The organism is Streptomyces sp. PL-25 (assembly GCF_058344915.1).
Genome location: NZ_CP136997.1, coordinates 4,306,298 through 4,332,069 on the forward strand (window position 1 = coordinate 4,306,298; position 25,772 = coordinate 4,332,069).

At 72.6% G+C, this 25,772-nt stretch carries 24 protein-coding genes, 1 tRNA gene and 1 pseudogene; 15 read left to right on the forward strand and 11 right to left on the reverse strand.

From position 1 onward, the window contains the following. Positions 1-3: 3 nt before the first annotated feature. The 3 genes from R4Z62_RS19505 to R4Z62_RS19515 form a co-directional block, all read right to left on the reverse strand. A complete protein-coding gene (locus R4Z62_RS19505; protein WP_389596490.1) occupies positions 4-234 on the reverse strand; it encodes a hypothetical protein in 231 nt (76 codons plus the stop codon). A 483-nt stretch (positions 235-717) separates the two neighbouring features. Beyond that, positions 718-1,668 carry a hypothetical protein gene (locus R4Z62_RS19510; RefSeq protein WP_491520467.1) on the reverse strand — a complete coding sequence of 317 codons (951 nt, stop codon included), beginning with the start codon at positions 1,666-1,668 and terminating at the stop codon, positions 718-720. A 384-nt stretch (positions 1,669-2,052) separates the two neighbouring features. Continuing rightward, positions 2,053-2,125, reverse strand: a tRNA-Arg gene (locus R4Z62_RS19515). A gap of 466 nt (positions 2,126-2,591) precedes the next feature. Here R4Z62_RS19515 and R4Z62_RS19520 point away from each other — a divergent pair. After that, complete coding sequence (locus R4Z62_RS19520) at positions 2,592-2,981, forward strand: hypothetical protein (RefSeq protein ID WP_355482817.1); 390 nt, start codon at positions 2,592-2,594, stop codon at positions 2,979-2,981. A gap of 12 nt (positions 2,982-2,993) precedes the next feature. On the opposite strand, the gene R4Z62_RS19525 is transcribed toward R4Z62_RS19520, so the two are convergent. The 3 genes from R4Z62_RS19525 to R4Z62_RS19535 form a co-directional block, all read right to left on the reverse strand. Then, on the reverse strand, positions 2,994-3,218 hold the full coding sequence (locus R4Z62_RS19525; RefSeq protein ID WP_064533684.1) for a hypothetical protein: 225 nt from the start codon (positions 3,216-3,218) through the stop codon (positions 2,994-2,996). A 138-nt stretch (positions 3,219-3,356) separates the two neighbouring features. Then, the gene (locus R4Z62_RS19530) at positions 3,357-3,857 is read right to left on the reverse strand and encodes a hypothetical protein (protein WP_064533683.1); all 501 of its coding nucleotides are present in this window, start codon (positions 3,855-3,857) and stop codon (positions 3,357-3,359) included. A 178-nt stretch (positions 3,858-4,035) separates the two neighbouring features. Beyond that, on the reverse strand, positions 4,036-4,224 hold the full coding sequence (locus tag R4Z62_RS19535; RefSeq protein ID WP_385503739.1) for a hypothetical protein: 189 nt from the start codon (positions 4,222-4,224) through the stop codon (positions 4,036-4,038). Positions 4,225-4,562: 338 nt separating this feature from the next. Between R4Z62_RS19535 and R4Z62_RS19540 the strand changes: the two genes are divergently transcribed. The 3 genes from R4Z62_RS19540 (at position 4,563) to R4Z62_RS19550 (ending at position 6,814) form a co-directional block, all read left to right on the forward strand. Beyond that, complete coding sequence (locus R4Z62_RS19540) at positions 4,563-5,531, forward strand: helix-turn-helix transcriptional regulator (protein ID WP_355482822.1); 969 nt, start codon at positions 4,563-4,565, stop codon at positions 5,529-5,531. A 200-nt stretch (positions 5,532-5,731) separates the two neighbouring features. Beyond that, complete coding sequence (locus R4Z62_RS19545; protein ID WP_079158947.1) at positions 5,732-6,217, forward strand: RICIN domain-containing protein; 486 nt, start codon at positions 5,732-5,734, stop codon at positions 6,215-6,217. Positions 6,218-6,319: 102 nt separating this feature from the next. Further along, entirely contained in the window at positions 6,320-6,814 is a 495-nt protein-coding gene (locus R4Z62_RS19550; protein ID WP_064533679.1) for an RICIN domain-containing protein, read from the forward strand. A gap of 178 nt (positions 6,815-6,992) precedes the next feature. Here the strand turns inward: R4Z62_RS19550 and R4Z62_RS19555 are convergent, their stop codons facing one another. Both R4Z62_RS19555 and R4Z62_RS19560 read right to left on the reverse strand, forming a co-directional pair. Continuing rightward, positions 6,993-8,744 (reverse strand): IclR family transcriptional regulator domain-containing protein, encoded by a 1,752-nt coding sequence (locus R4Z62_RS19555; RefSeq protein ID WP_491520468.1) that lies wholly within the window; start codon positions 8,742-8,744, stop codon positions 6,993-6,995. Positions 8,745-8,831: 87 nt separating this feature from the next. After that, positions 8,832-10,325, reverse strand: a complete 1,494-nt coding sequence (locus R4Z62_RS19560; RefSeq protein ID WP_491520469.1) for a M6 family metalloprotease domain-containing protein — start codon at positions 10,323-10,325, stop codon at positions 8,832-8,834. A gap of 441 nt (positions 10,326-10,766) precedes the next feature. Between R4Z62_RS19560 and R4Z62_RS19565 the strand changes: the two genes are divergently transcribed. Together R4Z62_RS19565 and R4Z62_RS19570 are read left to right on the forward strand one after the other, a co-directional pair. After that, a complete protein-coding gene (locus R4Z62_RS19565) occupies positions 10,767-11,417 on the forward strand; it encodes a TetR/AcrR family transcriptional regulator (RefSeq protein WP_491520470.1) in 651 nt (216 codons plus the stop codon). A gap of 273 nt (positions 11,418-11,690) precedes the next feature. After that, positions 11,691-13,247, forward strand: coding sequence for an MFS transporter (locus R4Z62_RS19570; protein WP_491520471.1), 1,557 nt, complete (start codon positions 11,691-11,693; stop codon positions 13,245-13,247). 32 nt (positions 13,248-13,279) lie between these two features. Here R4Z62_RS19570 and R4Z62_RS19575 read toward each other — a convergent pair whose 3' ends face one another. Beyond that, positions 13,280-13,876 carry a MarR family winged helix-turn-helix transcriptional regulator gene (locus R4Z62_RS19575; RefSeq protein ID WP_385503726.1) on the reverse strand — a complete coding sequence of 199 codons (597 nt, stop codon included), beginning with the start codon at positions 13,874-13,876 and terminating at the stop codon, positions 13,280-13,282. 141 nt (positions 13,877-14,017) lie between these two features. Between R4Z62_RS19575 and R4Z62_RS19580 the strand changes: the two genes are divergently transcribed. The 4 genes and pseudogenes from R4Z62_RS19580 (at position 14,018) to R4Z62_RS19595 (ending at position 17,690) form a co-directional block, all read left to right on the forward strand. Beyond that, positions 14,018-14,806, forward strand: a complete 789-nt coding sequence (locus R4Z62_RS19580) for a dioxygenase family protein (RefSeq protein WP_237305358.1) — start codon at positions 14,018-14,020, stop codon at positions 14,804-14,806. Positions 14,807-15,308: 502 nt separating this feature from the next. Further along, positions 15,309-16,337, forward strand: coding sequence for a sigma-70 family RNA polymerase sigma factor (locus tag R4Z62_RS19585; protein WP_491520472.1), 1,029 nt, complete (start codon positions 15,309-15,311; stop codon positions 16,335-16,337). A 571-nt stretch (positions 16,338-16,908) separates the two neighbouring features. Next, positions 16,909-16,986 (forward strand): annotated as a pseudogene (locus R4Z62_RS19590) (TetR family transcriptional regulator); the annotation flags it as partial. Between the two features lie 359 nt (positions 16,987-17,345). Next, a complete protein-coding gene (locus R4Z62_RS19595) occupies positions 17,346-17,690 on the forward strand; it encodes a hypothetical protein (RefSeq protein ID WP_491520473.1) in 345 nt (114 codons plus the stop codon). A gap of 4 nt (positions 17,691-17,694) precedes the next feature. Here the strand turns inward: R4Z62_RS19595 and R4Z62_RS19600 are convergent, their stop codons facing one another. Beyond that, positions 17,695-18,762: a helix-turn-helix transcriptional regulator gene (locus tag R4Z62_RS19600; RefSeq protein WP_491520474.1), complete on the reverse strand. Its 1,068-nt coding sequence runs from the start codon at positions 18,760-18,762 to the stop codon at positions 17,695-17,697. Between the two features lie 61 nt (positions 18,763-18,823). Here R4Z62_RS19600 and R4Z62_RS19605 point away from each other — a divergent pair, with 61 nt between their 5' ends. From R4Z62_RS19605 to R4Z62_RS19625, 5 genes are all read left to right on the forward strand, one after another. After that, on the forward strand, positions 18,824-20,341 hold the full coding sequence (locus tag R4Z62_RS19605) for an MFS transporter (RefSeq protein WP_064533672.1): 1,518 nt from the start codon (positions 18,824-18,826) through the stop codon (positions 20,339-20,341). Positions 20,342-20,543: 202 nt separating this feature from the next. Then, positions 20,544-21,305, forward strand: a complete 762-nt coding sequence (locus R4Z62_RS19610; RefSeq protein ID WP_491520475.1) for a DeoR/GlpR family DNA-binding transcription regulator — start codon at positions 20,544-20,546, stop codon at positions 21,303-21,305. Beyond that, positions 21,302-22,249 (forward strand): 1-phosphofructokinase, encoded by a 948-nt coding sequence (gene pfkB / locus R4Z62_RS19615; RefSeq protein ID WP_064533670.1) that lies wholly within the window; start codon positions 21,302-21,304, stop codon positions 22,247-22,249. The genes R4Z62_RS19610 and pfkB overlap by 4 nt, the downstream gene beginning before the upstream one ends. Positions 22,250-22,388: 139 nt before the next feature. After that, entirely contained in the window at positions 22,389-24,509 is a 2,121-nt protein-coding gene (locus R4Z62_RS19620; RefSeq protein WP_491520476.1) for a PTS fructose transporter subunit IIABC, read from the forward strand. A gap of 138 nt (positions 24,510-24,647) precedes the next feature. Continuing rightward, on the forward strand, positions 24,648-24,908 hold the full coding sequence (locus R4Z62_RS19625; RefSeq protein WP_064533668.1) for a hypothetical protein: 261 nt from the start codon (positions 24,648-24,650) through the stop codon (positions 24,906-24,908). An 80-nt stretch (positions 24,909-24,988) separates the two neighbouring features. Here the strand turns inward: R4Z62_RS19625 and R4Z62_RS19630 are convergent, their stop codons facing one another. Beyond that, positions 24,989-25,735, reverse strand: a complete 747-nt coding sequence (locus R4Z62_RS19630) for a DUF6227 family protein (protein WP_064533667.1) — start codon at positions 25,733-25,735, stop codon at positions 24,989-24,991. Positions 25,736-25,772: the final 37 nt, after the last annotated feature.

The window sequence follows — 25,772 nt, forward strand, 5'->3', positions numbered from 1 at the left end:
TGGTCATCCGTGTGCAGGACGCGGATACGGGACAGCGTCCAGTTCCACAATGCCTGCCTCGACGTTTCGCGAGGGTCCCCTGCTTCGTTCAGCCAGCTCGCGCAGTCGGTCCATGGCGTCCTGATGAGCTGCGGCGGCCGCGATGTAACTGGACACCCCGCGCGCGTCGACGCGCTCCTTGATCGATTCCACCAGCTCTTCCGGCACGGTGATGGTGATCTTCCGAGTTGCCATACTTCAAGCATGCATGTCTTGTGTGTTGCCGATGGGTGCCTCGGCTGTCGCCATCCTCGGCAGCCACTTCACGCTCCGCCCGCTCACGCAAACGGCCTCGGACGAGGAGTCCGAGGCCGAGCAAGAGCCCTCCCTGGGGTCGCGCAGAGAGCGCCACTGACAGCCCGTCCGTTCTGGTAGAGATCGCGCTCACGACCTCCCGGAGATCACAGGTCCCGGGGTTTCCCGTCGCTTACCCCCACACGGTCCTGTTTCCGACCGTGATTATCGGCTCGATCAACGCCCATTGCTTGTCCGACAAGTCGCTCGAATACGGTCTTCGCCCTATGCCTCGCACTCGACAACGTGACAACGCCGTGCGCAGGGCGACAGGCATGCCAGCCGGTGAACGATGCCGGAAAGCCGTATGCGGGAGAACCGCACGTACGGTGTGAGGCGGCGGGGACTGGACGGAAAGCGGCGGCCACGCGCCGGTCCCCGACGCTACTGGGCTCGGTTCTGGGTGAGCGCCGGGTTCTGGGCGGGGATGTCGGTGGGGGCCGGGACGTCCTTCCCGGGGTTCTCCGGCGCGCCGAACCAGGCCACCGCGACCGCGCCCGAGACCGCCAGGACGAAGCCGGTCACCGCCAGCCAGGCGAAGCCGGGGCGTGAGGCGTCCCCCAGCCACCAGACGCCGATCATGCCGGGCAGTACGGTCTCGCCGACCACCAGCGCCGCCGTCGCCCCGTTCACCGAGCCGATCTGCAGCGCGACGGTGTGCAGATACATGCCGCCGATTCCGGCGACGAGAATGGCGTACAGGGCCGGGTCGGCGAGCAGCGTGCCCAGGTCGAACGGATCGACCCCGTTCAGCACCCGCACGCCCACGCCGAGCGCGCCGAAGCCGAGACCGGAGAGCAGGCCGGCCAGGATCGCGGCCTGGGCGCCGAGCAGCCGGACCAGGACCGTGCCGCCTGCCATCAGCAGCAGTGAGATCGTGAGGAGCCACCAGTGGGTGGTGATCGGCGTGTGCCCGCTGCCCTCAGAGCCCGCCGCGCTCGCGAGCAGCACCAGCGCCGAGCAGACGACCGCGATCGAGGCCCACTCCGCCCGGGTCAGCCGGATGCCGAGCAGCTTGACGCTCAGGACGGCCGTGATGACGAGGTTGGCGCTGATGACCGTCTGGGAGAGGAACAGCGGCAGCAGGCGGGCGGCGAGCGCGCCCAGCCCGAAGCCGACGAAGTCCAGGACCGTGCCGACGATGAATTCCCAGGTCATCGCGGCCTGGGCAGTGGAGGAGAGACTGGGGCCGCCATGCGCGGTGACCTGTCCGGTGGTGTGCCCGGCGGCGGCCGCCTCGCGGCGGGCCGACTTGCGGGAGCCGACGGCCTGGAGGACGGAGCCCGTGCCGTAACAGATCGATGCCGCGACGGCGGTCAGGAGTCCTATGAGCACCGAGCGCTCCGTTCAGGGGGGTGGTTCCTGGCTGTTCTCCCTGCCAGACGCGGGATCGACCGCCCGCGTTGCGTGAACCGGGTCTGCGTCGAGATGGACGTGAAGAAGGCCCTCCGGTATCCCGCAGCGGACGCGCGATCAAGCGGAGACGCCCGCTGCGTGTTCGGTCGCAGCAGGCCACGGGCTGCGACCGCCAGCAGCGGAGACACCACCACCGCGGCCGAACAGGGCCATCGGCCGGTGCCGCCCTTGAACCCCGGACCCGTTGGACGCGGACTCGCCGAACGGGCTTGAGGTTGGTGTTCGCCATGCTGATGGCCAATGCCACGGCCATGACGAACAGCGCGTCCACCCGAGAGAGGTGAACGCGCTGTTCAGACACTGTGCCCCCGGCAGGATTCGAACCTGCGACACCCGCTTTAGGAGAGCGGTGCTCTATCCCCTGAGCTACGAAGGCGTGGGCCGACTGACCGGTGACAGCCTAGCGGATGGGGATCGGGGCGGTCGCCCCTGATGCCGCTGACGGGCATGGTGTGCCTGTCGCAGGGGTTCTGACCTGGGGTTTCCGGTGCGAAGTCCGGTGTGGTCAGTGATGCCCGTGTTGTGCTGCGGGTGACCGTGGTGTCGGACCGGCCCCCGGGGCTTTCCGTTCCGCCGGGGCGGGGCCGTCCGAGTGGACATCCCATGCGCGGCCGTGGTGGTCCCGAATTTCGGGCCGGAAATTCAATTGAGTGAAAGCCTTCATTCTGACCGGTGTTGCTAACGTCTCGCTAACGTTTTATTGGCGTGGCGTGGAATTCGGTCATGATGGAGCGGGGGCTGGGCGGAATAAGCCATTCCGGGGGGAGTGGGCTGTCTGGTGGGTGAGTCGACCGGATAGCTTTCGCCGTCAGTCGAGCTCGGTTACGCGAGGGTGGTTCTGCATGATGGACAAGAAGGTTCTGGGCGTTCTCGCCGCTGTCACGTTGTCGGTCGGTGTCGCCGCGCCGGCCAGTGCGGCGACGGCACCCGGGTACGATCTGCTCACCATGGGGCACGGCACGAAGACCCTCGGAATCGCCTATGTGGACAACAATTACTCCGGGTCGCGCATCGAGTTCCGCGGGGAATCCTGCAACAGCGACAAGGAAGACATCCCCGACTACCAGTTCCCGCTGCCCGAGAAGTACCGCTGGACCGTCTCTTCCGTGCAGAACATGGAGGGCGGCTGTCAGATGGGGCTGCGGGACCGGAACGGGAACAGGCTGCTCGTGGGCTGGGAGCCCCAGCTCGGCAGCTGGAACGACCAGACGGTGACCGTCCAGTTCAGCTGATGCGTCCGCAGGTCAGCTCCGCTTCCAGCCCCGTAGGGGAAGCGCGGTGATCGCCTCGTCGATCTCCGCCGTGACCTCCTCGGCCGAGGCGTCCGCGCGCAGGCCGAGGACCGCGTATCCGGTTCCGCATTCCAGGATCCGGACGGACCAGCGGGGCGGGAGCTGGGCGATGACGCGCAGGCACGCCAGTTCGGGGGCGGCTTCGGGCGGCCCGGTGAGTCGGACCTGGTTCTCCACGGTCTTGTCTCCTGCGGATCGTGGGCCCTGCGGCCCTGGGTGGACGCGGCATGGGCCGGTTTCCGTGAGGAGACCGGCCCATCTGCGTGAGTGGCGAAGCCCGAGTGGGATACAGGAGGTCGGACGGTGCGGTCGGACTCAGCTGGTGAAGACCACCGTGCCGCCGTTGCGGGTGAACCAGCCGCCGAAGCCCCAGTTGCTCCAGCCGCCGTCGCCGCGGTTGACGATCGTGCCCGACTGGAAGGCGAGCACCCGGTAGGTGGCGCTGCCCTGGGTGACGCGGGCGTTGGCGACCACGCCGTGCAGGTCCATGGAGTAGTCGAGCTTGTCGTTGATGACCATCACGTTGTAGCCCGAGTACGCCGCCATGGTGTCGTCCAGCTGCCGGTGGACGAAGCCGGGGCGGTCCTTCTCCATGCGGATGTCGTTCAGGACGTTCCCGATGATCGGGCCGATGTAGCCCATGGCGTCGATGGCGATGTCGAGCTTCCAGCCGGAGTCCATGGTGCCCACCTGCTGGGTGGCGACCCGGGCCTCGGCGGCCGGCGTGGCGGCCTGGGCCGTGGCGGGCAGCAGCAGGGCCGAGGCGGCGACGGCGCCGACGACGGTGAGGGCGGCGCGCTTGAGGTTCTTCGACATGGTGTGCTCCTTCGAGGTGGTTTCGGGCATGGGGATGCCCGGCGTACGAGGGGTGGAGGGGTGGAGAGTGGAACGGGAAGTGCGGGAAGACCTGCCGGGGGACGCGGTCCGCAGGCGCCGGCCGGTCCGGAGGGCGGGGGCCGCCCCGGTCGGAGCGGCCGCCGTCACCTCGGTCCGGTCATCCCCAGTCGTTGGTCAGCGGGGAGACGGGGGCGGCCTCGTGCTCGGGCACCGCGGTCTGCGTGGCGCTCGCCGGCGGCCTGACCTCGTCCGCGCCGGTGCCGTCGGCCTGGGCGACTCCGGCACCGCCCACGACCAGGAGTGCGGTGATGGTGCCGGACGCGATGCGGGCCGCGATGCGGTTCACGGGTTTCCTCCTGGGTGGGCGATGTCGCTGGGCGGGTTCGTTTCGCTCGGTCCGGCCCGCCGTTCTCGTTCCGGCGGGCCGCCCTCACACCGAGAATGTTGCCCGCCGGGAGGGGCCTCCGGCGGGCCTCGGGCGTGCAGCAAACGACCCTGTTCCCGTGCACTTTCCTGCACACCCCCGCCGCGGGGCCCTGCCGCCGCGCGGCCCTCGCGGGTGGTCCGGCGCACCGCCGCGCGGCCCTCGCAGGTGGTCCTGCACACCGCCGCGCGGCCCTCGCAGGTGGTCCTCCACACCGCCGCGCGCCCCTCGTACGCGGGCCGGTGCGCCACTGCGCGGGGGTGGCGATGAAGCCGGACGGCACCCCCAACACCCTCGGTTTCCTGGGGGTTTCCGAGCCGGAGGAGCAGCTCTACCGGGCGCTCCTGAGGGACCGCGAGGACACCGGCGGCCACGATCCGGCCGTGGTCACGCGGGTGCTGGAGCTGGGCATCGCGGTGCGCACCCCGGCCGGCGGTCTGCGGCCGCTCTCGCCGAAGCGGACGGTCGAGAGGCTGATCGAGCATCAGGTGGGCCAGTTCCAGGACGAGCTCCAGGAGTCCGTCCGCAGCGCCGGGGTGGTCGAGCACCTGAGCACGATGGACGCCTCAGCGGACGTGTCCGGGCCGGGCGGTCCGGCGGTCCGGCAGATCGAGGGTCTGGAGGCCGTACGGAGCGCCATCGACGAGGTGACCTTCTTCGCGCGCACGGAGAACCTGACGACCAACCCGGTCGGGGTGCTCACCCCGGAGTCGATCGAGATCTCCCGCCCGATCGACCTGCGGATCCTGCGCCGGGGAGTGCGGATGCGGACGCTGATGGCGTCGGCCTGCCTCCAGGACGAGACGACCCTCGTGTACCTGCGGGAACTCGTGGCCCGCGGCGCGGAGATCCGTATCTCCCCGCACCCCATCGAGCGCATGATCATCTGCGATCGGGCGGTCGCGCTCACTCCGATCGACCCCCAGAACACGGCCCGCGGGGCGCTCCTGACACGTGAGCCCGGTCTGGTGAGCACCGTGGTCTCGCTCTTCGAACGGATGTGGGCGGCGTCGCAGGAACTCCCCGAGGAGGCCCTGCCCTCCCTCACCGAGGTCGAGCGGCAGATACTCCGGACCCTCTACCTCGTCGACAAGGACGAGACCGGGGCCCGCCAGCTCAACATGGCGCTGCGGACCTACCGCAAGTACGTGGCCCGGCTCATGGCGAGGCTCGACGCCGACAACCGCTTCCAGGCCGCGCTGCGCGCCCGGGAGCGCGGCTGGATCTGAGGAGGGTCAGCGATCCGGCCCGAGCGGACGGGTAATTCCGAGCCAGCGCCCTGAATTCGGACACAGGGAGCCGCAGGGCCTGTTTTCTTTGCCCCGGAAGCGCCTTTTGTGCATCCCGTGGAGCATTAGTGAGACGTTAGTGCGCGGGGTCAACCTATTCAGCGTATTCAACGTTTCCATTCACCCGAGAAAGAGGTCGTATGCGTACTCACGCGAAGCTCGCGGGCGCTTTGGTCACCGCGGGGGCCAGTCTTCTGCTCACCATGGGTACCGCCCCGGCCGCCCATGCCGCCGGTGATGTCTGGCAGTACCGGAACGCCCGCACCGGGCTCTGTCTCGACTCCGATGCCAAGGGAAACGTGTACACCAAGTCTTGCGGCGCGGACAACCCGTACCAGAAGTGGCAGCGGGCGGTTCTGGACGGCAAGGTACTGCTCCGCAATGTCGCCACCCGCCGATGCCTCTGGGTGAATCCCCTCAATCCGGAGGACAAGCAGCTCGAAACCGCTCCGGCCTGCGCCAACGGCTCGCTCTGGTGGGAATTGGTGGTCGACGGCACTTTCCGCTTCGTCGACCCCTACAGCAACAAGGCGCTGGACTCGAACGCCAAGGGCAACGCCTACGCCAAGGGGTACGGCTCGGACAATCCCTACCAGCAGTGGCTCCCCAGCGCCACGAGCGCGTGACGGCACACCGGCCCGGCACCGTCGAACACCGCGCGGGCCGGAGAAGACCCCCGCACCGATTCCCACGCTCAGCGTCAACTGCTCACCGAGGAGAGTAAGGCCATGAACATCCGGAAGGCTCTCGGCGGCGTCGCCGCCACCGCAGGAGCGGCCGCGCTGCTGCTGACCGGCACGACGGCGACCGCCCACGCGGCCGGCGGCCCCGGCGGCGGTGTCTGGCGGCTCCAGAACGCCCAGACCGGGCGCTGCCTCGACGCCAACGGCACCGGCGGCGTCTACACCTCGTCCTGTTCGACCACCGCGGCGAGCCAGCGCTGGGAGTACCACGTCGTCAACGGGAAGATCCAGCTCAAGAACACGAGCTCGGCCCGGTGCCTGAAGCCGTCGACGCCCTTCTCCCTCATCCTGGAGACGCGGCCGTGCGGCATCGACGCCAACGACCTCTGGGACGAGGTGTTCGTCTCCGGCAAGCTCCGCCTCATCAGCCCGGGAGGCAACGCGCTGGACTCGGACGCCAAGGGCAAGGCGTACCTGAACCAGTACGGCCCCGACAATCCGTACCAGCAGTGGTACCTGACGACGTCGATCCCCGGCTGACGAGGCGGCGGGAGTCCGCCCGCCGTGCCCTGCCGTCCCGGCTGGTCGTCTCGGCTGCTCGTCCCGGCTGGTCGCCCCGGCTGGTCGCCCCCGACCGGCCGGGGCTCCTCCATGCCCGGCGGCCTGCCGGGACCGTGCCCGGTGCCGCGCCGGACGGCCTGGTCAGGTGACGGACCGGTCAGGTGAGGGGCACGCGGGTGAAGCGGGTGGCCGTGCGGAGGTCGGCCTCGATGCGGGCGGCGGTGCGGCGCAGGGCGGGCAGGAGGGCGGAGACGCATTCCTCGCGGGTGCGGCGGGCGGCGTGCAGGGCGATGTCCACGGCGGCCACGGGGCGGCCGGCCCGGTCGTGGACGGGGACGGCGACCGCGCGCAGGCCCGCTTCGAGTTCCTGGTCGGCGAGCGCGTAACCGGCCGGTCCCGGGCCGGTCAGGGCGCGGCCCAGCGCGGTGGCGCGGGCCGGGAGGCGGGTGCCCACGGGGAGGTCGACGCTCATGATGTGGTGCGTGCTCGCGCGGGCCGCGTACTGGATCTCCTCGCCGCCGGGGGCGAGCACCGCCAGCGCCGTCGACTCGCGCACCTCGGCCGCCAGGTCCTCCAGATGAGGCTGGGCGATCCGGGGGAGCGAGGTGCGGGACAGGTGCGGGAAGCCGAGGGAGAGCACGCGGGGCGTGAGGGTGAAGGTGCGGCCGGGGCCGGGGGCGACCAGGCCCAGGTGCTCGTGGGTGATCAGGGCCCTGCGTGCCGTGGCCCTGGCCAGGCCCGTCGCCTGCGCCACCTGTGTGAGGGTCAGCGCCGGACGGTCCTCGCCGAACGCGGTCAGGACCGTCAGCCCGCGCGCCAGGGACTCGACGAACCCCCGGCCCAGCTCCTGCTTCGACGCCGCCGTCCAGGCCGCCAGTTCCGGGGACGCCGCGTCCGGGCGAGCCGGTTCCGGTGCCGGTACTGATGCCGGTTCCGGTGCCGCGGCCGGATCCGGTGTCTGCGCCCGCGCCCGCGCCGATGCCGCGCGCAGGTCCTCCTCCATCGCCGCGACCGTCTCGCGCAGCCGGGGCAGGAGCGTGGCGCGCAGGTGCTCCGCCGAGTGGCGGCTGGTGTGGCTCACCACGCTCGCCGCACAGGCGATCGTGCCGGTGACCGGGTCCCGCACCGGTACGGACACGGCCACCAGGCCCGGTTCGATCAGCTGGTCGTCCGCCGCCCAGCCCTCCCGGGCCGCCCGCGCGGCGCGCTCCTCGAAGCCGGAGCGGGGCGCGTCCGGTCCCGGCGGGTGCGGCGGGATGGCCGGGAAGGAGCGGTTCTCCGGGTCGGCCGCCCGGCGTCCGTGCCAGCGGTGCCAGTCGCCGGCCGTCCACTCGGTGGCGAACAGCGCTCCGGGCGCGGTGCGTTCGGCCGGGAGCAGGTCGCCGATGCGGAAGCTCAGGGACATGGCGCGGCGCCGCGTCGCCTGGTGGACGAAGCGGATGCCGTCCTGGTCGCGGACCGCCAGCGACACCGACTCGTCCAGCGCGTCGGCGAGGGCGTCCGCCCGCGCGCCGAGGAGGTCGGGCAGGCGCAGGGCGGCCAGATAGGCGTTGCCCAGCTCCATCAGGCGGGGGGCGAGGACGGTGTCCCGGCCGGCGAGGCGTACGTACCCCATCCGGGCCAGGGTCGCGGTGATGCGGTCCACGGTGGCACGGGCGAGGCCCGTGGCGCGTTCCAGGGCGCTCGGGCTCAGGGTTCCGTCGGCCTCCGTCAGCGCCCGCAGTACGGCCACCCCCCGCATCAGCGGGGCGACGGCCTCCGGCGGGGGCCCGTGCGGCCGGTCCGGGGCGCCCGCGCCGGTGACGGCCCCCGGCTCGTCGGCGGACGGCGCCGGGCGTGCGGACGGCGCCGGGCGCGCGGACGCCATCGGGTGCGGGGGCGTCGCGGAGGTCGCGGGCGTCGCGCACATCGGTCGGTTCTCCTGTACGGGACGTCGGTGGTCGTGGCAGGTCTGCGCCCTACGGTAGTCCGGGCCGGGCGGGGGTGGCGGCCCCGGCTACTGCCGGGTCACCCGGACCCGGTAGTCGCCCTCCAGGTCCGCCGCCGCGACATCGATGCGGATCTTGGACCGCGGGTCCTTGAAGGTCTCGCCGGGGGCGAAGGGGGCGTCGGAGAGTTCCGCCTGCACGTTCGGACTGCGGCTGCAGCCGCCGGAGTCGCGGTGGGCGTCGTAGACGGTGATGGGGCCGCTTCCGGTGTCCACGTCGGCGTTCACCTTGTAGATGAGGACGCCCGGCCGGCACACCGCCTCGTCGTTGCCCTCGCGGGTGCGCAGTTCGAGGGCGTAGCCGGTGCTGCCGTCGAGCGGGACGAAGATCAGCTTGGGGCCGCCGGCGCGCTCCAGCGGGGTCAGGGTGTACTCGGCCGAGCCGCGCCGGCTCGCGCAGTTCACCTGGTCGGCGTCGAGCCAGCCCAGCTTCCACTTGTGCCAGCCGAGCAGGTCGTTGTCGGCGCCCCAGTCCTCGCTCATGATGTCCCAGTGGCCGACCGCGCCGCCGCCCTCCTGGGTGTAGAGGTCGGGCAGGCCGAAGACATGGCCGTTCTCGTGCGGCAGGACGCGGTAGCCGGTGCGGTCGTAGGAGCCGGAGCCGTCGTCCTGGCGGGAGTAGACGAACGAGGCGTTCGCGAGGGGGACGCCGTCGGCCGTCGGGGCGTCGGGGTTGCCCGCGAAGGTGACGGACAGGACCGTGTCCAGCGCGGACGGGCCCGCGTTCGGGGTCATCAGCACGTTCAGCAGGTCGTACTGGCGGAAGTCGACCTGGGAGTCGGCCGCCGCCGCGATGTCCTGGACGAGGTCGCGGTAGCCCGGGTCGAAGGGGGCGCCGCGTTCTATCCCGTACTCCTTGAACGGCTTGGGCATGCGCAGCCAGTGGGTGATCGGGGTCTCGGGGCGGTAGTCGAGGCGGCCGTAGGAAGCCGTGCGGAACCACTCCTGGGTCTGCGGGAAGAACTCGTGGAAGCGGTCGAGCGCGGTGCCCTCGCCGGGGGCGTCCGAGAAGTCGATCATCAGGGTGAGGGCGTGCACGGTGCCGGTGGAGCGGGCGTAGCCCGTCGAGGTGGGGACGCCCTCGGTCATCTGCACGGAGCGGGCGCCGCTGATCATGCAGGGGGCGAGCGCGGGCGAACGGGACAGGGAGTTCGCCCCGGCGCCCGAGGCCGCGGCGCCCGAGGTGAGGTGCGCGGCCCCCGCCGTGCTGACCGCGAGGGTCAGCGCGGTCACGGAGACGAAGGCGGCCGTGCGACGGGTACGCGTACGTATCCGGGCGCGTATGCGGGTCCGTATGGAGGTGCGTATGGGGGTGTGTATGGAGCCTGGGTCGGCGGCCGGCGCGGGGCGGGGGTCGTCTCCTCCGGCGCCTGCCGCGGCGGCGGGGGATCCGGCAGAGGCAGAGGCAGAGGCAGGTGCAGGGGCTCCGGCGGAGGCGGCGGTGGGCGCGGTGGCAGGAGTGGCAGGAGTGGCGGCGGTCGTGGCAGGGGGCGCGGGGGGCATGCTGCGTGCGGGGAGCGCGGTGTCGGCGCGGTCCGTCCCGTGGGGCCGGTGGGTCCGGTGCGGCGTCCGGTCTGTCCGGCGGCGGGGCGGCTGCGGCTGCATGCGTGGACCCTTCGCTCCAGGCAGCCGACGGTCTCGCGCCGCGCGGCACCGGTCCGCACCGGTTCGCGCCAGGCGGTCACCGGTCTCGTCTCCGGCTGCACCCTTTCGCTCACCCTGTGTCGCCGGGGCGGCGGGCGCGCGTTGGAGCGGTCCGGTCGTGGGACGCGCGGCCCGGTCGTGGGAATGGGCAGGGCCAGGTGGATGTGACCCAGGTCACGGCAGTTCTCTTCCGGGACGGGAAATAACCGGGGGCCTCTTCCCCGTTTAGCCCTGTGTCCGAGCGAAACGGGGACTTCATCCCCGGATCGTCCGCCAGACCGACCGATCAGAGGAGACCCCGTGCCGGCCGCGACCGCGAACCCCGAAGCGCGCAAGGTGACCAGGCCGCGCGCCGACGCCCTGCGCAACCGGGAGCGGATCGTGACCGCCGCCCGCGAGATGTTCGTCGAGTACGGCCCCGAGGTGCCGCTCGACGAGATCGCGCGCCGGGCCGGCGTCGGCAACGCCACCCTGTACCGCAACTTTACGGACCGCGACGCTCTCGTCCGCGAGGTCGTCTGCTCCGTGATGGACCGTACGGCGGAGGCGGCCGAGCAGGCGCTCACCGAGACCGGCGACGCCTTCGAGGCGCTGTCGCGCTTCGTGCACGCCGCCGCCGACGAGCGGATCAGCGCGCTGTGTCCGATGGTCTCCAGCACCTTCGACCAGCACCACCCCGACCTGGAGGCCGCCCGTCACCGGGTCGAACACCTCGTCGAGGAGATCATGGGCCGCGCCAAGGCGGCCGGGCAGCTGCGCGCCGATGTGGGCGTGGGCGATCTGATGATCGCCGCCGCGCAGCTCAGCCGCCCCCCGGCCGGTACCGGCTGTGTCCTCCACGACCGCTTCGTCCACCGCCATCTTCAGCTGTTCCTGGACGGACTGCGGGCCCCGGCCCGTTCCGACCTGCCGGGCGCGGCCATGACCATGGAGGATCTCCGCCAGGCCTGACCGACCTGACAGACAGCTCCCCGCCGCGCGCGGACCCGTGAGGCGGGCCCGGGTCCGACAGGCGCCGGCCCGCCCGCACCGATGAGTTCAGCGCCGAACTCCGGTCTCCTTCACGACTCCTCGCTCACGCACGACTCCTCACGCACGACTTTTCGTTCTCCCCGTTCACGACCTCCTCGTTCGCCTACGACGTTCCGGCACGGCAGCGCGCAGGCCGCGGCCGCCCCTTTCGACACCCTTTTTCCGTCACGAAGTCCCGAAGTGGGTATCCCCATGTCCGAAACAGCCCTCAAGGCTCCCGGCGTCCCGCACCAGTCCGGTGACGCCAACCGCTGGAAAGCGCTCGTCTTCATAGCGCTCGCCCAGCTGATGGTCGTGCTCGACGCGACCATCGTGAACATCGCCCTCCCCTCCGCCCAGCAGGACCTGGGGATCTCCGACGGCAACCGGCAGTGGGTCGTCACGGCCTACGCCCTGGCCTTCGGCGGGCTCCTCCTCTTCGGCGGCCGTATCGCGGACCTGTGGGGCCGCAAGCGCGCCTTCGTGATCGGCCTGACCGGCTTCGCCGCGGCCTCCGCGCTGGGCGGCGCGGCCACCAGCGGCGCGCTGCTGTTCGGCTCCCGCGCGCTCCAGGGCGCCTTCGGCGCGCTGCTCGCGCCCGCCGCGCTCTCCCTGCTCGCGGTGATGTTCACCGACGCCAAGGAGCGCGCCAAGGCGTTCGGCATCTACGGCGCCATCGCCGGCGGTGGCGGTGCCGTGGGTCTGATCCTGGGCGGATTCCTCACCGAGTACCTGGACTGGCGCTGGACGTTCTTCGTGAACATCCCGTTCGCCGTGGTCGCCGCGGCCGGTGCGTACTTCGTCATCCGTGAGCCGGCCACCGGCCGCAACCGCTCGCCGCTCGACATCCCCGGCGTGGTCCTGTCCACCCTCGGCCTGGTCGCGCTGGTGTACGGCTTCACCCGGGCCGAGTCCGCGGGCTGGGGCGACGCGCTGACCATCGGCATGTTCGTGGGCTCCGCAGTGCTGCTGGTCGCCTTCGTGCTGGTCGAGTCCAAGGTGCGGGCCCCGCTGCTGCCGCTGCGCGTGGTCACCGAGCGCAACCGCGGCGGTGTCTACCTCTCGCTGGGCCTGGCGATCATCGGCATGTTCGGCCTGTTCCTCTTCCTGACCTACTACCTCCAGATCGTGAAGGGCTACTCGCCGGTCAAGACCGGCTTCGCCTTCCTCCCGATGATCGCGGGCATGATCACCGGCTCCACCCAGATCGGCGCCCGGCTGATGACCCGGGTCCCGGCCCGGCTGCTGATGGGCCCCGGCTTCCTGGTCGCCTCCGTCGGCATGCTGCTGCTGACCCAGCTGAAGACCGACACCTCCTACCCGGCCCTGCTGCTCCCCGCGATGCTGCTGCTCGGTCTCGGCATGGGTACGGCGTTCATGCCGGCCATGTCCCTGTCCGCCCAGGGCGTCGAGCCGCGGGACGCCGGTGTCGCCTCCGCGATGGTCAACACCTCGCAGCAGGTGGGCGGCGCCATCGGTACGGCCCTGCTGAACACGATCGCCTCCTCGGCGACCGCGTCGTACATCAAGGACCACATCGGCGCGGCCGACGGTGCCCGGCCGCAGCAGCAGCTGGTGCAGGTGCAGGGTCTGGTGCACGGGTACACCAGCGCCATCTGGTTCGCCGTCGGCATCCTGGTGCTGGCCGCCGTGATCGCGCTGACCTTCGTCAACGCCGGGCGGCCGGGCAGCACCCTGGTCACCGGTTCGGGCTCCGCCTCCGGTGAGGGCGCCGAGCACGAGGTGGCGGTGCCGGTCATCGCCCACTGACGACCGCTCGGCGCGGCCCCCGCCCCGGCTCCTCAGCGGAGCCAGGGCAGGTCCGCGCCCGCCTCGTCCGGCTGCAGTCCCTCGGCGACGATCTGCATGATCTCGCCGAGGGACTGCTGCTGTTCGGGGCTGAGCCGTTCGAACAGGGCCTGCCGTACGGCGGTCACATGGCCCGGGGCGGTGCGCCGCAGCACCTCCTGGCCGTCCTCGGTGAGCACCGCGAACTGGCCGCGCTTGTCGGAGGGACAGTCCTCGCGGCGGACCCAGCCGTTCTTCTCCAGGCGGGCCACGGCGTGCGAGAGACGGGAACGGGTGATCTTGGCGTTCATGGCCAGCTCGGTCATGCGCAGCCGGCGGCGCGGGGCCTCGGCGAGCTGGACGAGGAGGGCGTAGTAGACGTGCGGCATGCCCGCGTCGCGCTGGAGCTGCCGGTCGAGGTGGTCCTCCAGGAGGGTGGTGGCGTGCAGATAGGCGCGCCAGACGCGCTGCTCGTCGGGGGTGAGCCAGCGGTGGGCACCGGCGGCGGGGGCCTGGGCTGCGGGGGCCTGACCTGGGGAGACCGGGGCGGCGGGGGCTTGGGCCGCGGGGGCCTGAGCGGGGCCGGGCGCGGAAACGGGAGCCGTGTTCATGTATCCACTCTACGAGGGCGCTCATTGAAGATTAAACAAATGCCTCGTACAGTGGTCTCTAAGCTTTAAAGTTCAAGTTTCGGCCCCCGTGCTTGCCCTGCCCGCCGCAGTCCGAGCGCGGTCCCAGCAGGAGTAGCCGCCATGACCACAGCACCTGAGCGCATGCCCGCCCTCTACCTCAGCCACGGCGCCCCGCCGCTCGCCGACGACCCCGTCTGGCCCGGCCAGCTCGCCGCCTGGGCCGCCGAACTGCCCCGCCCCCGCGCGATCCTCGTCGTCTCCGCGCACTGGGAGGAGGCCCCGCTCGCCCTCGGCGCCGTGGAGACCGTCCCCCTGGTGTACGACTTCTGGGGCTTCCCCGGGCACTACTACGACGTGACGTACCCGGCCCCCGGCGCCCCCGGCCTCGCCGACCGGGTCAGGAAGCTGCTCCGCGGACCCGGCACGCCCGTGCAGGACGTCCCCGACCGGGGCCTGGACCACGGCGCCTACGTCCCGCTCGTCGAGATGTTCCCCGCCGCCGACATCCCCGTCCTCCAGGTCTCCATGCCGACGCTCGACCCGGTCCGCCTCATGGGCATCGGCCGCAGGCTGGCACCGCTGCGCGACGAGGGTGTGCTGATCGTCGGCTCCGGCTTCTTCACCCACAACCTCGCGGCCCTGCGCCACGTCGGCGGCGGGGTGCCGAGCTGGTCCTCCGAGTTCGACGACTGGGGGCGCCGCGCCCTGGAGGCCCGCGACTGGGACGGACTGCTGGACTTCCTCGACAAGGCACCGGCCGGCCGGTACGCCCACCCGCGCACCGAGCACTTCGCCCCGCTGTTCGTGACCATGGGTGCGGCGGAGGCGGCCGGCGAGCTGGACGCGCAGCGGTCGGTGATCGACGGCTTCTGGATGGGAATGGCGAAGCGGTCGGTTCAGTTCGGCTAGAGACGGGCGTGCCGGTGGCGGGCGCCGTACGGAACGCCGGTACGGGCCGTGCGTAAGTCCGGAACCGGCCGGAGAGGGCCCGGGGCCGGGCCCGCGGAGGCCGGGAATCACCTGAGAGTCCGGTTTTGCGGCAACCTTCCGGCCCCGGTACCCGTCCATGAGAGTGGGGCAGCGAGTGAGGGCGGCGCTCTCCCGCTGTGAGAACTGCGGCATCCGTGTGACGGGCGTCTCATGCGCAGGGTGGTGAGTCCGGGTCCGCGAGGGCCCGGAAGGGGCCTCCGCTCCCACTCTGACCTGCGACTCCGTGTCGTGGGCCAGGGTGTATGGGGCGCCGTGGCGGCACAGGGTACTGCATGATCAGAAAAATCGGGGGGCGGGTTGGGAATTCTGTCCGGTTTCAAGTCGTTGTTCCCATCGGATGCGGGGCACCCGAGGAGAGTCCCGAAGAGAGTGCCGAGCGTCCTGTGGACCACCCGCTGACAACCATCGCAAGGGAGCACGCATGGCAACCCGTGCCGTCGCCCGTCGACAGTCCGCCCATGGGGGTACCTCCCAGGCTTTCGGCTCTGGGGGAGAGACGGCCGACGCGGCACGCGGTGTCCGCGCCCGTGGCGGCGAGATCGCCGACCGTGACCTGGTCGGCATGTATCTCGACGAGATCGCGCGCACACCGCTGCTCGACGCCGCCAAGGAGGTCGAGCTGTCCCAGGTCATCGAGGCCGGTGTGTTCGCGCGGCAGATCCTCGACGGGTACGAGGAGACGCCGGCGGACGCGAGCCGCGAGGAGCTCCAGGCCCTCGTCGAGGAGGGCGAGCGGGCCAAGGACGTCTTCATCCGCTCCAACCTGCGCCTGGTCGTCGCCGTGGCCCGCCGCTACCCGCGCAGCGGTCTGCCCCTGCTGGACCTGATCCAGGAGGGCAACGCGGGCCTGGTGCGCGCGGTGGAGAAGTTCGACTACCGCAAGGGCTTCAAGTTCTCGACGTACGCCACCTGGTGGATCCGTCAGGCGATCACGCGCTCGATAGCGGACCAGTCCCGTACGATCCGGCTCCCCGTCCACCTGGTGGAGGAGCTGGGCCGGATCCGCCGGGTGCAGCGCGAGTTCAACCGCGAGCACGGCCGCGACCCGGAGCCCGCGGAGATCGCCGCCGAGCTGGGTTCGAACCCGGAGCGCGTCGTGGACGTCCTGGACTGGGCCCGCGACCCGGTCTCGCTGAACATGTCGGTGGACGACGAGGGCGAGACCCAGTTCGGCGACCTGCTGGAGGACACCTCCGCGGTCTCGCCCGAGCAGTCGGTCCTGACCCTGCTGCGCAGCGAGGAGCTGGACGACCTGATCGGCCGCCTCGACCAGCGCACGGCGTCCATCATCAAGATGCGGTACGGCATCGAGGACGGCCGCGAGCGCACGCTGACCGAGGTCGGCAAGGAGCACGGCCTGACGCGCGAGCGCATCCGCCAGATCGAGAAGCACGCCCTGCTGGAGCTGAAGAAGCTGGCCCGGGACACCGGATTCGACGCGGCGGCGTGACGTCTCGGAGAAGTGCCACGAGGCCCCCGCGGGGCGGTTGTTCCCGCGGGGAGCGCACACTCCCGGGCAGCGCCGACCGCGTACGCCCGGCGGTGACGCGTACGCCGGGTGGTGAAAGGCCGCGCGAACATGGCCGTGGAGCATCGCTTCAACCGGCGGCGCGACGGGAACAACCCTTCCGGGCCCGGCCGGCCCGGCGCACGACCACATCAGAGCCACGTCCCGACGCACTCCCCCCGGCGCCGGGACCTTCCCAGAGCCGGGCTTCGGCGCCTTCCCCCGGGCGTCGGAGTCCGGCTCCATCTCTGTCCGGTTCCGCCTGATGCTGTCCGGATCGCACCGGTCACCGCGACGCGCGGGGCCGGTCGCTCCCCCGGGCCGCCGGTACGCCCCGGCGGCGGGCGGCCGCCCGAGCGCGCCGAAGCGGCGGGGCACCCCGGACCTGAACCCCGGGGTGGCCCGCCAGATGGCAGATTCTGCCACACCGGCATAACCTGCCGAGGTGATGAGCCCCGCCCCCGCCGACGCCAAGAGCCCTTCCCTGACCGAGCGGCGCAAGGCCGCCACCCGGATGGAGATCGCGCTGTCGGCGGCGCGCCTCTTCGTGACACGGGGGCTGCGCGCCACCCGCGCCGAGGACATCGCCCAGGCGGCGGGCGTCGCCCCGCGCACCTTCTACCGGTACTTCGCCACCAAGGAGGAGGCCGTCGCGCCCTGCTACGCGGCGGGCGCCGAGCGGTGGCGGGAAGCGGTCCGCACGGCCCCGGCCGCCCTCTCCGTCCCGGAGGCCCTCGCCCACGCCGTGCGGCACACCTTCGTCCCCGGCGGCTCGGGCGTCTCGGCGATCTCCTGGCAGTGGGCGCGCACCCTCATCCGCCTGGCCGGGACCAGCCCGGCGGTGCGCAAGGTCTGGGCGGAGGTCTGCCAGGAGTCGGAACGGGAACTGGCCGGGGGTGCTCGCCGAGCGGGCGGCGGGGGCGGCGGGGGCCGGCGGGGCCCGTGGGGCCGGTGGGATCGGCGGAACCGGCGGGGCCGGCCTCGGCGGAGGGCCGGGTCGGCTCCTTCGGGTCCGAAACCGGGACCGAGGCCGAGTCCGCAGCCGACACCGGGTCCGGGGCCGACGCCGGGTCCGGGGCCGGGTCCGGGACCGACGCCGGGTCCGGGACCGAGTCCGGGCCCTCCGTCATCGCGCCGGACCTCCGCTTCTCCGCGGCCGTGGCGAGCGCCGCCGTCCGGGTGGCCGTGGAAGCCTGGGCGACGGGAGACGCGCCGGCCACCGGTCCCCAGGGCCCCGCCGCGCTGGCCCTGCGCAACCTCGCCGCCCTCCGGGACTTCGCCTGGGACACCCCGTAGCCGCCTAGGGGCGCGGTACCGGCGCCTCACGGCTCCCGTCCTCACCGGAGCCGGAGCCGGGGCCGAAGCCGGGGCCGGTCCCGGAGCCAGACCCGGACCCTGCCTCGGCCCCGGCCGCCGCACGCGTCATGCGCTCCCCCAACTCCCGTACGCACGCCACGAGTCCCCCGGGCTCCCGCACCGTGAACTCGCAGCCCAGCATCGCCAGCCGCACCGCGACCCACTCCATCCGGTCGCCGGTCTCGGCGCGCAGCAGGCAGCCGCCGTCCGGCAGGGGTTCGAGCGGGCCGAGCCAGGAGGGCAGCCGCGCGGCGACCGTCTCGACGGGCTCGTGGAAGGCGACCGTGAACACGTACGTCTCCTGCCGCCGCTGCATCGAGAGGCGCAGGTACTCCGCGGCGCTCCCCGTGGGCAGCTCGCGCGCCTCGAAGCGGGCGCCGGTGGGGAAGGGCTCGCTCACCCGGTCGACGCGGAACGTCCGCCAGTCCGCCCGGTCCAGGTCGTAGGCGACGAGGTACCAGCGCCGTCCGGTGGACACCAGCCGGTAGGGCTCGGTCAGCCGCCGGGTGGCGGTGCCGTCCCCGGCCCGGTAGGCGAAGCGCAGCCGCTCGCGGCCCGCCACCGCCGACGCCATCACGGTCAGCGTCTCGGGGGCGACCAGGGCGCCGTCCCCGCTGGTCAGCGGGGTCGTGGCGGCCTGGAGGGTGGAGACGCGCCGGCGCAGCCGGGCGGGCAGCACCTGCTCCAGCTTCGCCAGCGCCCGTACGGACGCCTCGTCCACGCCCTCGATCGCGTGCCCGGCTCCCGCCCGCAGCCCGACCGCGATGGCCACGGCCTCCTCGTCGTCGAGCACGAGCGGGGGCATGGCCTTGCCCGCGACCAGCCGGTAGCCGCCGTCGGAGCCCATCGTCGCCTGGACCGGGTAGCCCAGCTCGCGCAGCCGGTCGATGTCCCGCCGGACGGTGCGCCGGGACACCCCGAGCCGGTCGGCCAGCTCGCCACCGGGCCACTCGCGGGGCGTCTGGAGCAGGGACAGGAGCTGGAGGAGCCGGGCCGGAGTGTCCGTCGTCATACTCCGAGGATGCCGCACCACTAGGACGTGATCTGTCCTACAGCCCCTCTAGCCTGACGGCATGACCTCCAGCGAAACCCCCGTCAGCAGCTCAGCACCGGTGGCCGACCGCCGCCGCTGGTTCGCGCTGGCGATCGTGATGACCGCGGCCTTCATGGACCTGGTGGACGTCACGATCGTCAACATCGCCATACCCTCCATCCAGGAGGACGCCGGCGCCTCCTTCAGCCAGATCCAGTGGATCACCGCCGGTTACGCCCTCGCCTTCGCGGCCGGGCTGATCACCGGCGGCCGGCTCGGTGACATCCACGGCCGCAAGCGGCTGTTCCTCGTCGGCATCGGCGGCTTCACCCTGGCCTCCGCCCTGTGCGGCTTCGCGGTGAACCCGGAGATGCTGGTCGCCTCGCGCATCCTCCAGGGCGCCATGGCGGCGCTGATGGTCCCGCAGGTCCTGTCGATCGTGCACGCCACCTTCCCGGCCCGCGAACGCGGCAAGGTCTTCGGTCTGTTCGGCGCGATCGTCGGCCTGGGCGCGGTCTCCGGTCCGCTGCTGGGCGCGCTGCTGACGGAGTGGAACCTGTTCGGTCTCGAATGGCGGCCGATCTTCCTGATCAACCTCCCGGTCGGTGTGGTGGCCCTGCTGCTGGGCAGCCGCTTCATCTCCGAGTCCAAGGCCCCGCGCGCGCTCAAGCTGGACCTGGTCGGCGTCGCCCTGGTCACCCTCGGTCTGCTGATGCTGCTCTACCCGCTGACCCGGGGTCGCGAGCTGGGCTGGCCGCTGTGGGGGTACCTGTCGATGGCGGGCGCGCTGGTGGTCTTCGGGGTGCTGGTGGCGTACGAGCGGCGCAAGGCGGCGCGGGACGGCTCCCCGCTGGTGGAACTGTCGCTGTTCCGGGTGAAGAGCTTCGCGGCGGGCATCGCGGTGCAGACCGTCTTCGGTGTCGCGCTGGGCGTGTTCTTCCTGGTCTGGACGCTGTACATGCAGATCGGCCTGGGCTGGAGCCCGCTGCGCGCCGGACTGACCGGGGTGCCGTTCTCCGTGGCGGTGTCGGTGGCGGCCGGGATGTCCGTGCAGAAGCTGGTGCCGCGCTTCGGCCGCAAGGTGCTCCAGGCGGGTGCCCTGCTCATGGTGGCCGGTGTGCTGCTCTACGTCGCCGAGTCCGACCGGTACGGCCTGCGCATCACCTCCTGGCAGATGGCGCTCCCGCTCGTCGTCATGGGCGTGGGCATGGGGCTGATCGTCGCGCCGCTGACGGACGCGGTGCTCTCGGAGGTGCCGCGCGAGCACGCCGGATCGGCGTCCGGGCTGATCAACACCGTGCAGCAGATGGGCAACGCGCTGGGGCTCGGTCTGGTCTCGGTCGTCTTCTTCGGGGTGATCGGCGACCGGCTGACGCCCGCCCAGGTGGGTCCGGCCTTCGTCGACGCCTTCCAGCACGCGCTGCTGTGGGTGGCCGGGGTGCTGGCCGTCATCTTCGTCCTGATGGCGGCCCTGCCCAAGCGGCCGGCCCAGCACACGGAGGACGCGGCCGAGGGGATGCCCGCCGCCGAGGCGCGGGAGCCGGAGCTCGTCGGCTGAGCGACCGCCGGACGAGCGGGAGGACGCGGGTCCGGGGCCCGGTACCGAAGGCGGTGCCGGGCCCTAGCCGTGCCCGGCCGGTGTACCACGGCGCATGCCCGATTGTGCCCGTATGCTTCCGTACCTGTTTACTTCCCTGCCTTCTCGGCGTAGCCTCCCGACTGAAACCACAGGTTCGGGCATCGGCCGGAGGCAAGCGGACATGTACGCAGCGGAGCGGCAGCAGGAGATCCTCCGGCTCGCCCGGGACGGCGGCCGGGTGGACGTCGTGTCGCTCGCCGAGGAGTTCCAGGTGACCGCGGAGACCATCCGCCGCGACCTGAAGACCCTCGACCGGGCCGGACTGCTGCGCCGGGTGCACGGCGGCGCCCTCCCGGCCGGCCGCCTCGACTTCGAGCCCGACCTGACCGAGCGCGAGTCCACCGCCGCCGACGAGAAGGACCGCATCGCCAGGGCGGCCCTCGCCGAACTCCCCGCCGAGGGCACGGTGATCCTCGACGCCGGCACGACGGTGGCCCGCCTGGCCGCCGTCCTGCCCGCGGAGGCGGACCTCACCGTCGTCACCCACTCGCTGCCCATCGCCGCCCGCCTCGCCGACCACCCCGGCCTCCAGCTCCACCTCGTCGGCGGGCGCGTACGGCACCGCACACGCGCCGCCGTGGACGCCTGGGCGCTGCGGGCCTACGGCGAGATCCGCGCCGACGTGCTGTTCGTCGCCGCCAACGGCTTCTCCGCCGAGCACGGCCTGACCACCCCCGACCTCGCCGAGGCGGCGGTCAAGCGCGCGGCGATCGCCGCCGCCCGCCGGGTGCTGCTGCTCGCCGACTCCGCCAAACACGGCCAGGAGCACTTCGCCCGCTTCGGCGGCCTGGGCGAGGTGGACCTGCTGATCACGGACAGCGGGCTCAGCCCCGAGGACGCCGCCGCCATCGAGCGCGGCGGCACGGAAGTGGTACGCGCATGATCGTCACCGTCACCCCCAACCCGTCCCTCGACCGCACCTACGAGGTCCCCTCCCTCGACCGCGGCGAGGTCGTCCGGGCCACCGGCGAGCGGGTGGACCCGGGCGGCAAGGGCGTGAACGTCTCGCGTGCCGTCGCCGCCGCCGGACGGCGCACGGTCGCCGTACTGCCCCTGGGCGGCGCGCCGGGCGCACTCGTCGCCGATCTGCTCGACGCGCAGGGCATCGAGGTCGCCCCGGTCCCCGTCGCCGGGGCCACCCGCTCCAACATCGCCCTCGCCGAGGCGGACGGTGTCCTGACGAAGATCAACGCCCCGGGCCCGGAACTGACCGCCGCCGAGCAGGAAGCGCTGCTGGAGACCGTGCGGCGCCGCTCGCGCGGAGCCGACTGGATCGCCTGCTGCGGCAGCCTGCCGCGCGGCCTCGCCCCGTCCTGGTACGCCGATCTGGTCGCGCGGGCCCACGCCGCCGGTGTCCGCATCGCCCTGGACACCTCGGGGCCCGCGCTGCTCGCCGCGCTCCGGGAGGGGCCGGACGTCGTCAAGCCCAACGCCGAGGAGCTGGCGCAGGCCGCCGGGCGCCCGCTGGCCACCGTGGGCGACGCGGTGCGGGCGGCCGAGGAGCTGCGCGGCCTCGGCGCGCGCGCCGTCCTGGCGAGTCTGGGCGCCGACGGGCAGCTCCTCGTGGACGGCGCGGGCGTCTGGTTCGGCGCCGCGCGTGTCGACTCCGTACGCAGCAACGTCGGCGCCGGAGACTCCTCGCTGGCCGGTTTTCTCATCGCGGGCGGCACCGGAGGGCGGGCCCTGGCCTCGGCCGTCGCACACGGCGCGGCAGCCGTCCGGCTGCCCGGCAGCGTGATGCCCGGCCCGCACGACCTGGATCCGGCGGCGGTCGCGGTCACCACCGAGATCCCGGTGGACCGCCCCCTCACGGAGCCGGTCCCATGACCCTTGCCCTGTTCTCCCGCCCTGTCCCCGGCTGCGCCCCCGCCCCCGCCCCCGTCCCCGTCCCTGTCCCCGTGCCCACCCCCGCCCCCGCCCCCGTCCATTCCGTCGCTCGGACGGTACGCGTGCGAAGGAGCCCGCGATGAGTGATCTGATCACCGCGGACCTGGTCGACCTCGACCTGTCCGCCGACACCAAGGAGGCGGCGGCGCGCGCCCTCGCCGAACGGATGGCGGCCCGGGGCCGGGTGACCGACCTGGAGGGCTTCCTCGCCGACGTCGCCGCCCGCGAGGCGCAGATGCCGACCGGCCTCGACGGCGGCATCGGCATCCCGCACTGCCGCAGCGCGCACGTCACCGAGCCGACGCTCGCCTTCGGGCGCAGCGCGGCCGGGATCGACTTCGGCGCCCCGGACGGCCCCGCCGACCTGATCTTCCTGATCGCCGCTCCGGCGGGTGCCGACGACGCTCATCTGACCATCCTGTCCTCGCTGGCCCGGCAGTTGACGAACGCCGAGTTCACGGCCGCGCTGCGCTCGGCGGACGACGCGGCGACGGCGGCGGCGCTGGTCCGCGGCGACCGGACGCCTGCGGAGGCGGCTGCCCAGACCGCTCAGGAACCGGAGGACACTGCCACTTCAGAGGCCCCGGCGTCCCCGGCGTCCGCCCCGGCCACCGTCCCGTTCCGGATCGTCGCCGTCACCTCCTGCCCCACCGGTATCGCGCACACCTACATGGCCGCCGAGTCGCTGGAGAACGCGGGCCGCGAGGCGGGCGTCGAGCTGGTCGTGGAGACGCAGGGCTCGGCCGGATTCACCCGGCTCGACCCGGCCGTCGTCGCGGCGGCGGACGCGGTGATCTTCGCCCACGACGTCCCCGTACGCGACAAGGACCGCTTCGCGGGCAAGCCGACCGTCGACGTCGGCGTCAAGGCGGGCATCAACCGGCCCGCCGAACTGATCGCCGAGGCACGCGACAGGGCCGCGCGCGGCGAGGCGAGCGCCGCGGCGGCACCCGGCGGCACTCCGGTCGAGCGGACCGGCGCGGCGGGCGAGGGCTACGGCACCAGGCTGCGCAAGTGGCTCATGTCCGGCGTCAGTTACATGGTCCCGTTCGTCGCGGCCGGCGGTCTGCTGATCGCGCTCGGCTTCGCGATCGGCGGCTACAAGATCAACAAGGCGCCCTCGGTCATGGACCACTTCGTGTGGACCCAGTCCGGCAGCTGGGCGGCGCTGCTGTTCCAGATCGGCGGCGTGGCCTTCGGCTTCCTCGTGCCGGTGCTGGCCGGATACATCGCCTACGGCATGGCCGACCGGCCCGGACTCGTCCCCGGCTTCGTCGGCGGCTCGATCGCCCTCACCATCAACGCCGGATTCCTGGGTGGTCTCGCGGCCGGTCTGATCTCCGGTGGCGTGGTGCTGGCGATCCAGCGGGTGCGCATCCCGGCGGCGCTGCGCGGCATCATGCCGGTGGTGGTGATCCCGCTGATCTCCTCGGCCGTCGTCGGGTTCCTGATGTTCGTGGTCATCGGCAAGCCCATCGCCTCCGCGCAGAAGGGGATGACCGACTGGCTCAACGAGCTGACCGGCACCAACGCCGTCCTGCTCGGCGCGCTGCTGGGCCTGATGATGTGCTTCGACCTCGGCGGCCCGGTCAACAAGGTCGCCTACACCTTCGCCACCGCCGGTATCGCGGTCTCCGATCCGAGCGACTCCGCGATGAAGATCATGGCCGCGGTGATGGCGGCGGGCATGGTGCCGCCGCTGTCGATGGCGCTGGCCACCACCGTGCGCGGCCGGCTCTTCACCCGCACCGAGCGCGAGAACGGCAAGGCCGCCTGGGTGCTGGGCGCCTCGTTCATCTCCGAGGGCGCCATCCCGTTCGCGGCGGCCGACCCGCTGCGCGTCATCCCCGCCTCGATGGTCGGCGGCGCGCTCACCGGCACCCTGTCCATGGCCTTCGGCGCCACGCTGCGCGCCCCGCACGGCGGCATCTTCGTGGTCCCGCTGATCGGCAACCCGTTCCTCTACCTGATCGCCGTCGCGGCCGGTGTCTGTGCGACGACGGCGCTGGTGATCGCGCTGAAGACGCTGCGCGGAGCCGCGCCGGGCGGCGGCCCGGGGCACGAGGCGGGCACCGGTGGCGAGGGCGGCGCGGACGGCGAGGGCGGCGAGGTCAGCACGGACGGCACGGGCGGTGCGGGCGGCGCGGGCGGTGCGCAGGGGGCGCCGGCGCGGCCCGGACAGCCGGTGACGGCGGCCTGAGGGCCGTCGCACCGCCTCCCGCCCCACCACCCGCCTGCCCCTTTTGAACCTTTGGGGCGTGGTGAGTAGTTCACGTCACCTGCGAGATACGTCACGGTCCGGGGCTCATGCCCCGGACCGTGGTGTTCACTTGAAGGCATGCCTGAGCATGTCCCGTTCCTGGTCTGGTTCGGCGTGGTCCTGCCCGCCGTGCTGATCCTCGCCTGCGCCGTCGGCCTGGCCGGCTACCGCTTCGGCCTCCGGTTCGAGATCCGCCGCCGGCCGCAGCCGCCCGTGCTGCGCGCGCTGCCGTCCCAGCCGGGCTCCGGCTCCGGCCCGCACCGGGAGTACGTGGAGCTGACCCCGGCGGAGCGAGACGCCTTCGCCGGTCTGGTGCGCCGCCTCGGCGACGGCCGCTGACCGGAGCCTCGCGCGGCATGCGAAGCCGGGTGTCCGAAGTCCGGCGCCCGGCGCCCGGGGTAAGACGTCAGGTGCCCCGCTCAGGAGAGCTGCGCCGCCCGCCGCTCCATCGCGTCCCGGGCCGCGTCCTCCGTGGCGTACACCTCGCACATGTGCCGGCCGTCCGGCGTCGCCGTGTGCTCCACCTCCCAGAGGGAGACCTCCGCGCCGTCGCGCAGCAGGAACGCGTGCTCGTAGAGGGAGAAACCCAGCCCGGCGCGGCCCGCGCGGCAGGGGCGGCCGAAGGCCTGGGTGATCTGGTGCCCGGCCGCCGTCTCCAGCCGGGAGGCGGTCTCGGCGCCGGGCCGGTCCGCGTTCTCCGCGCGGCGCAGCAGGCGGCGCGCGTGGTCGGCGGCGTCGCCGGGGGCGTACGCGTGCCGGGTCTCGGGGATCGCGGAGAGCGGGACGAGCACCGGCAGTTCGAACTCCGGTGCGTCGGGCGGTAAGGGGAGCCGTCCGGTGGCCGTGCCCAGCTCCTCCTCGTCGAGATACACCTCGTGGTGCGCCTCGCCGCCCGGGGCGGTGTTGTGCACCAACTCCCAGAGCGTGAGGGCCGAGCCGTCGGCGAGCAGCCAGGTGTGCCGGTACGTCTCGCGGTGCAGGCCCGCGCTGTGGTGCGCGGAGTGCAGCGAGCCGTCGTACGCCAGCGCGCAGTCCAGCCGGCGTATCGTCTCGTCCGGCAACTCGAAGGAGTTCAGCGCACGGCCGAGGAGTCGCGCGAGGTGCTCCTCCGGAGACTCGGGCGACGGGTGTGGTTCGTACGCGGTCGTCTCGTACGGAACGCTCAAGGCTTCTCCCGGCGTTGCTGCATGTCACCTGGTGGGT

What these genes read in the sequence shown, in the direction of transcription:
- R4Z62_RS19575 (WP_385503726.1), bottom strand. Translation starts at nt 13,876, where the DNA reads ATGAACACGGCTCCCGTTTCCGCGCCCGGCCCCGCTCAGGCCCCCGCG.
- R4Z62_RS19505 (WP_389596490.1), bottom strand. Translation starts at nt 234, where the DNA reads ATGGCAACTCGGAAGATCACCATCACCGTGCCGGAAGAGCTGGTGGAA.
- R4Z62_RS19625 (WP_064533668.1), top strand. Translation starts at nt 24,648, where the DNA reads ATGCCTGAGCATGTCCCGTTCCTGGTCTGGTTCGGCGTGGTCCTGCCC.
- R4Z62_RS19545 (WP_079158947.1), top strand. Translation starts at nt 5,732, where the DNA reads ATGCGTACTCACGCGAAGCTCGCGGGCGCTTTGGTCACCGCGGGGGCC.
- R4Z62_RS19530 (WP_064533683.1), bottom strand. Translation starts at nt 3,857, where the DNA reads ATGTCGAAGAACCTCAAGCGCGCCGCCCTCACCGTCGTCGGCGCCGTC.
- R4Z62_RS19605 (WP_064533672.1), top strand. Translation starts at nt 18,824, where the DNA reads ATGACCTCCAGCGAAACCCCCGTCAGCAGCTCAGCACCGGTGGCCGAC.
- R4Z62_RS19520 (WP_355482817.1), top strand. Translation starts at nt 2,592, where the DNA reads ATGATGGACAAGAAGGTTCTGGGCGTTCTCGCCGCTGTCACGTTGTCG.
- R4Z62_RS19585 (WP_491520472.1), top strand. Translation starts at nt 15,309, where the DNA reads ATGGCAACCCGTGCCGTCGCCCGTCGACAGTCCGCCCATGGGGGTACC.
- R4Z62_RS19600 (WP_491520474.1), bottom strand. Translation starts at nt 18,762, where the DNA reads ATGACGACGGACACTCCGGCCCGGCTCCTCCAGCTCCTGTCCCTGCTC.
- R4Z62_RS19620 (WP_491520476.1), top strand. Translation starts at nt 22,389, where the DNA reads ATGAGTGATCTGATCACCGCGGACCTGGTCGACCTCGACCTGTCCGCC.
- R4Z62_RS19610 (WP_491520475.1), top strand. Translation starts at nt 20,544, where the DNA reads ATGTACGCAGCGGAGCGGCAGCAGGAGATCCTCCGGCTCGCCCGGGAC.
- R4Z62_RS19555 (WP_491520468.1), bottom strand. Translation starts at nt 8,744, where the DNA reads ATGTGCGCGACGCCCGCGACCTCCGCGACGCCCCCGCACCCGATGGCG.
- R4Z62_RS19550 (WP_064533679.1), top strand. Translation starts at nt 6,320, where the DNA reads ATGAACATCCGGAAGGCTCTCGGCGGCGTCGCCGCCACCGCAGGAGCG.
- R4Z62_RS19560 (WP_491520469.1), bottom strand. Translation starts at nt 10,325, where the DNA reads ATGCCCCCCGCGCCCCCTGCCACGACCGCCGCCACTCCTGCCACTCCT.
- R4Z62_RS19570 (WP_491520471.1), top strand. Translation starts at nt 11,691, where the DNA reads ATGTCCGAAACAGCCCTCAAGGCTCCCGGCGTCCCGCACCAGTCCGGT.
- R4Z62_RS19580 (WP_237305358.1), top strand. Translation starts at nt 14,018, where the DNA reads ATGACCACAGCACCTGAGCGCATGCCCGCCCTCTACCTCAGCCACGGC.
- pfkB (WP_064533670.1), top strand. Translation starts at nt 21,302, where the DNA reads ATGATCGTCACCGTCACCCCCAACCCGTCCCTCGACCGCACCTACGAG.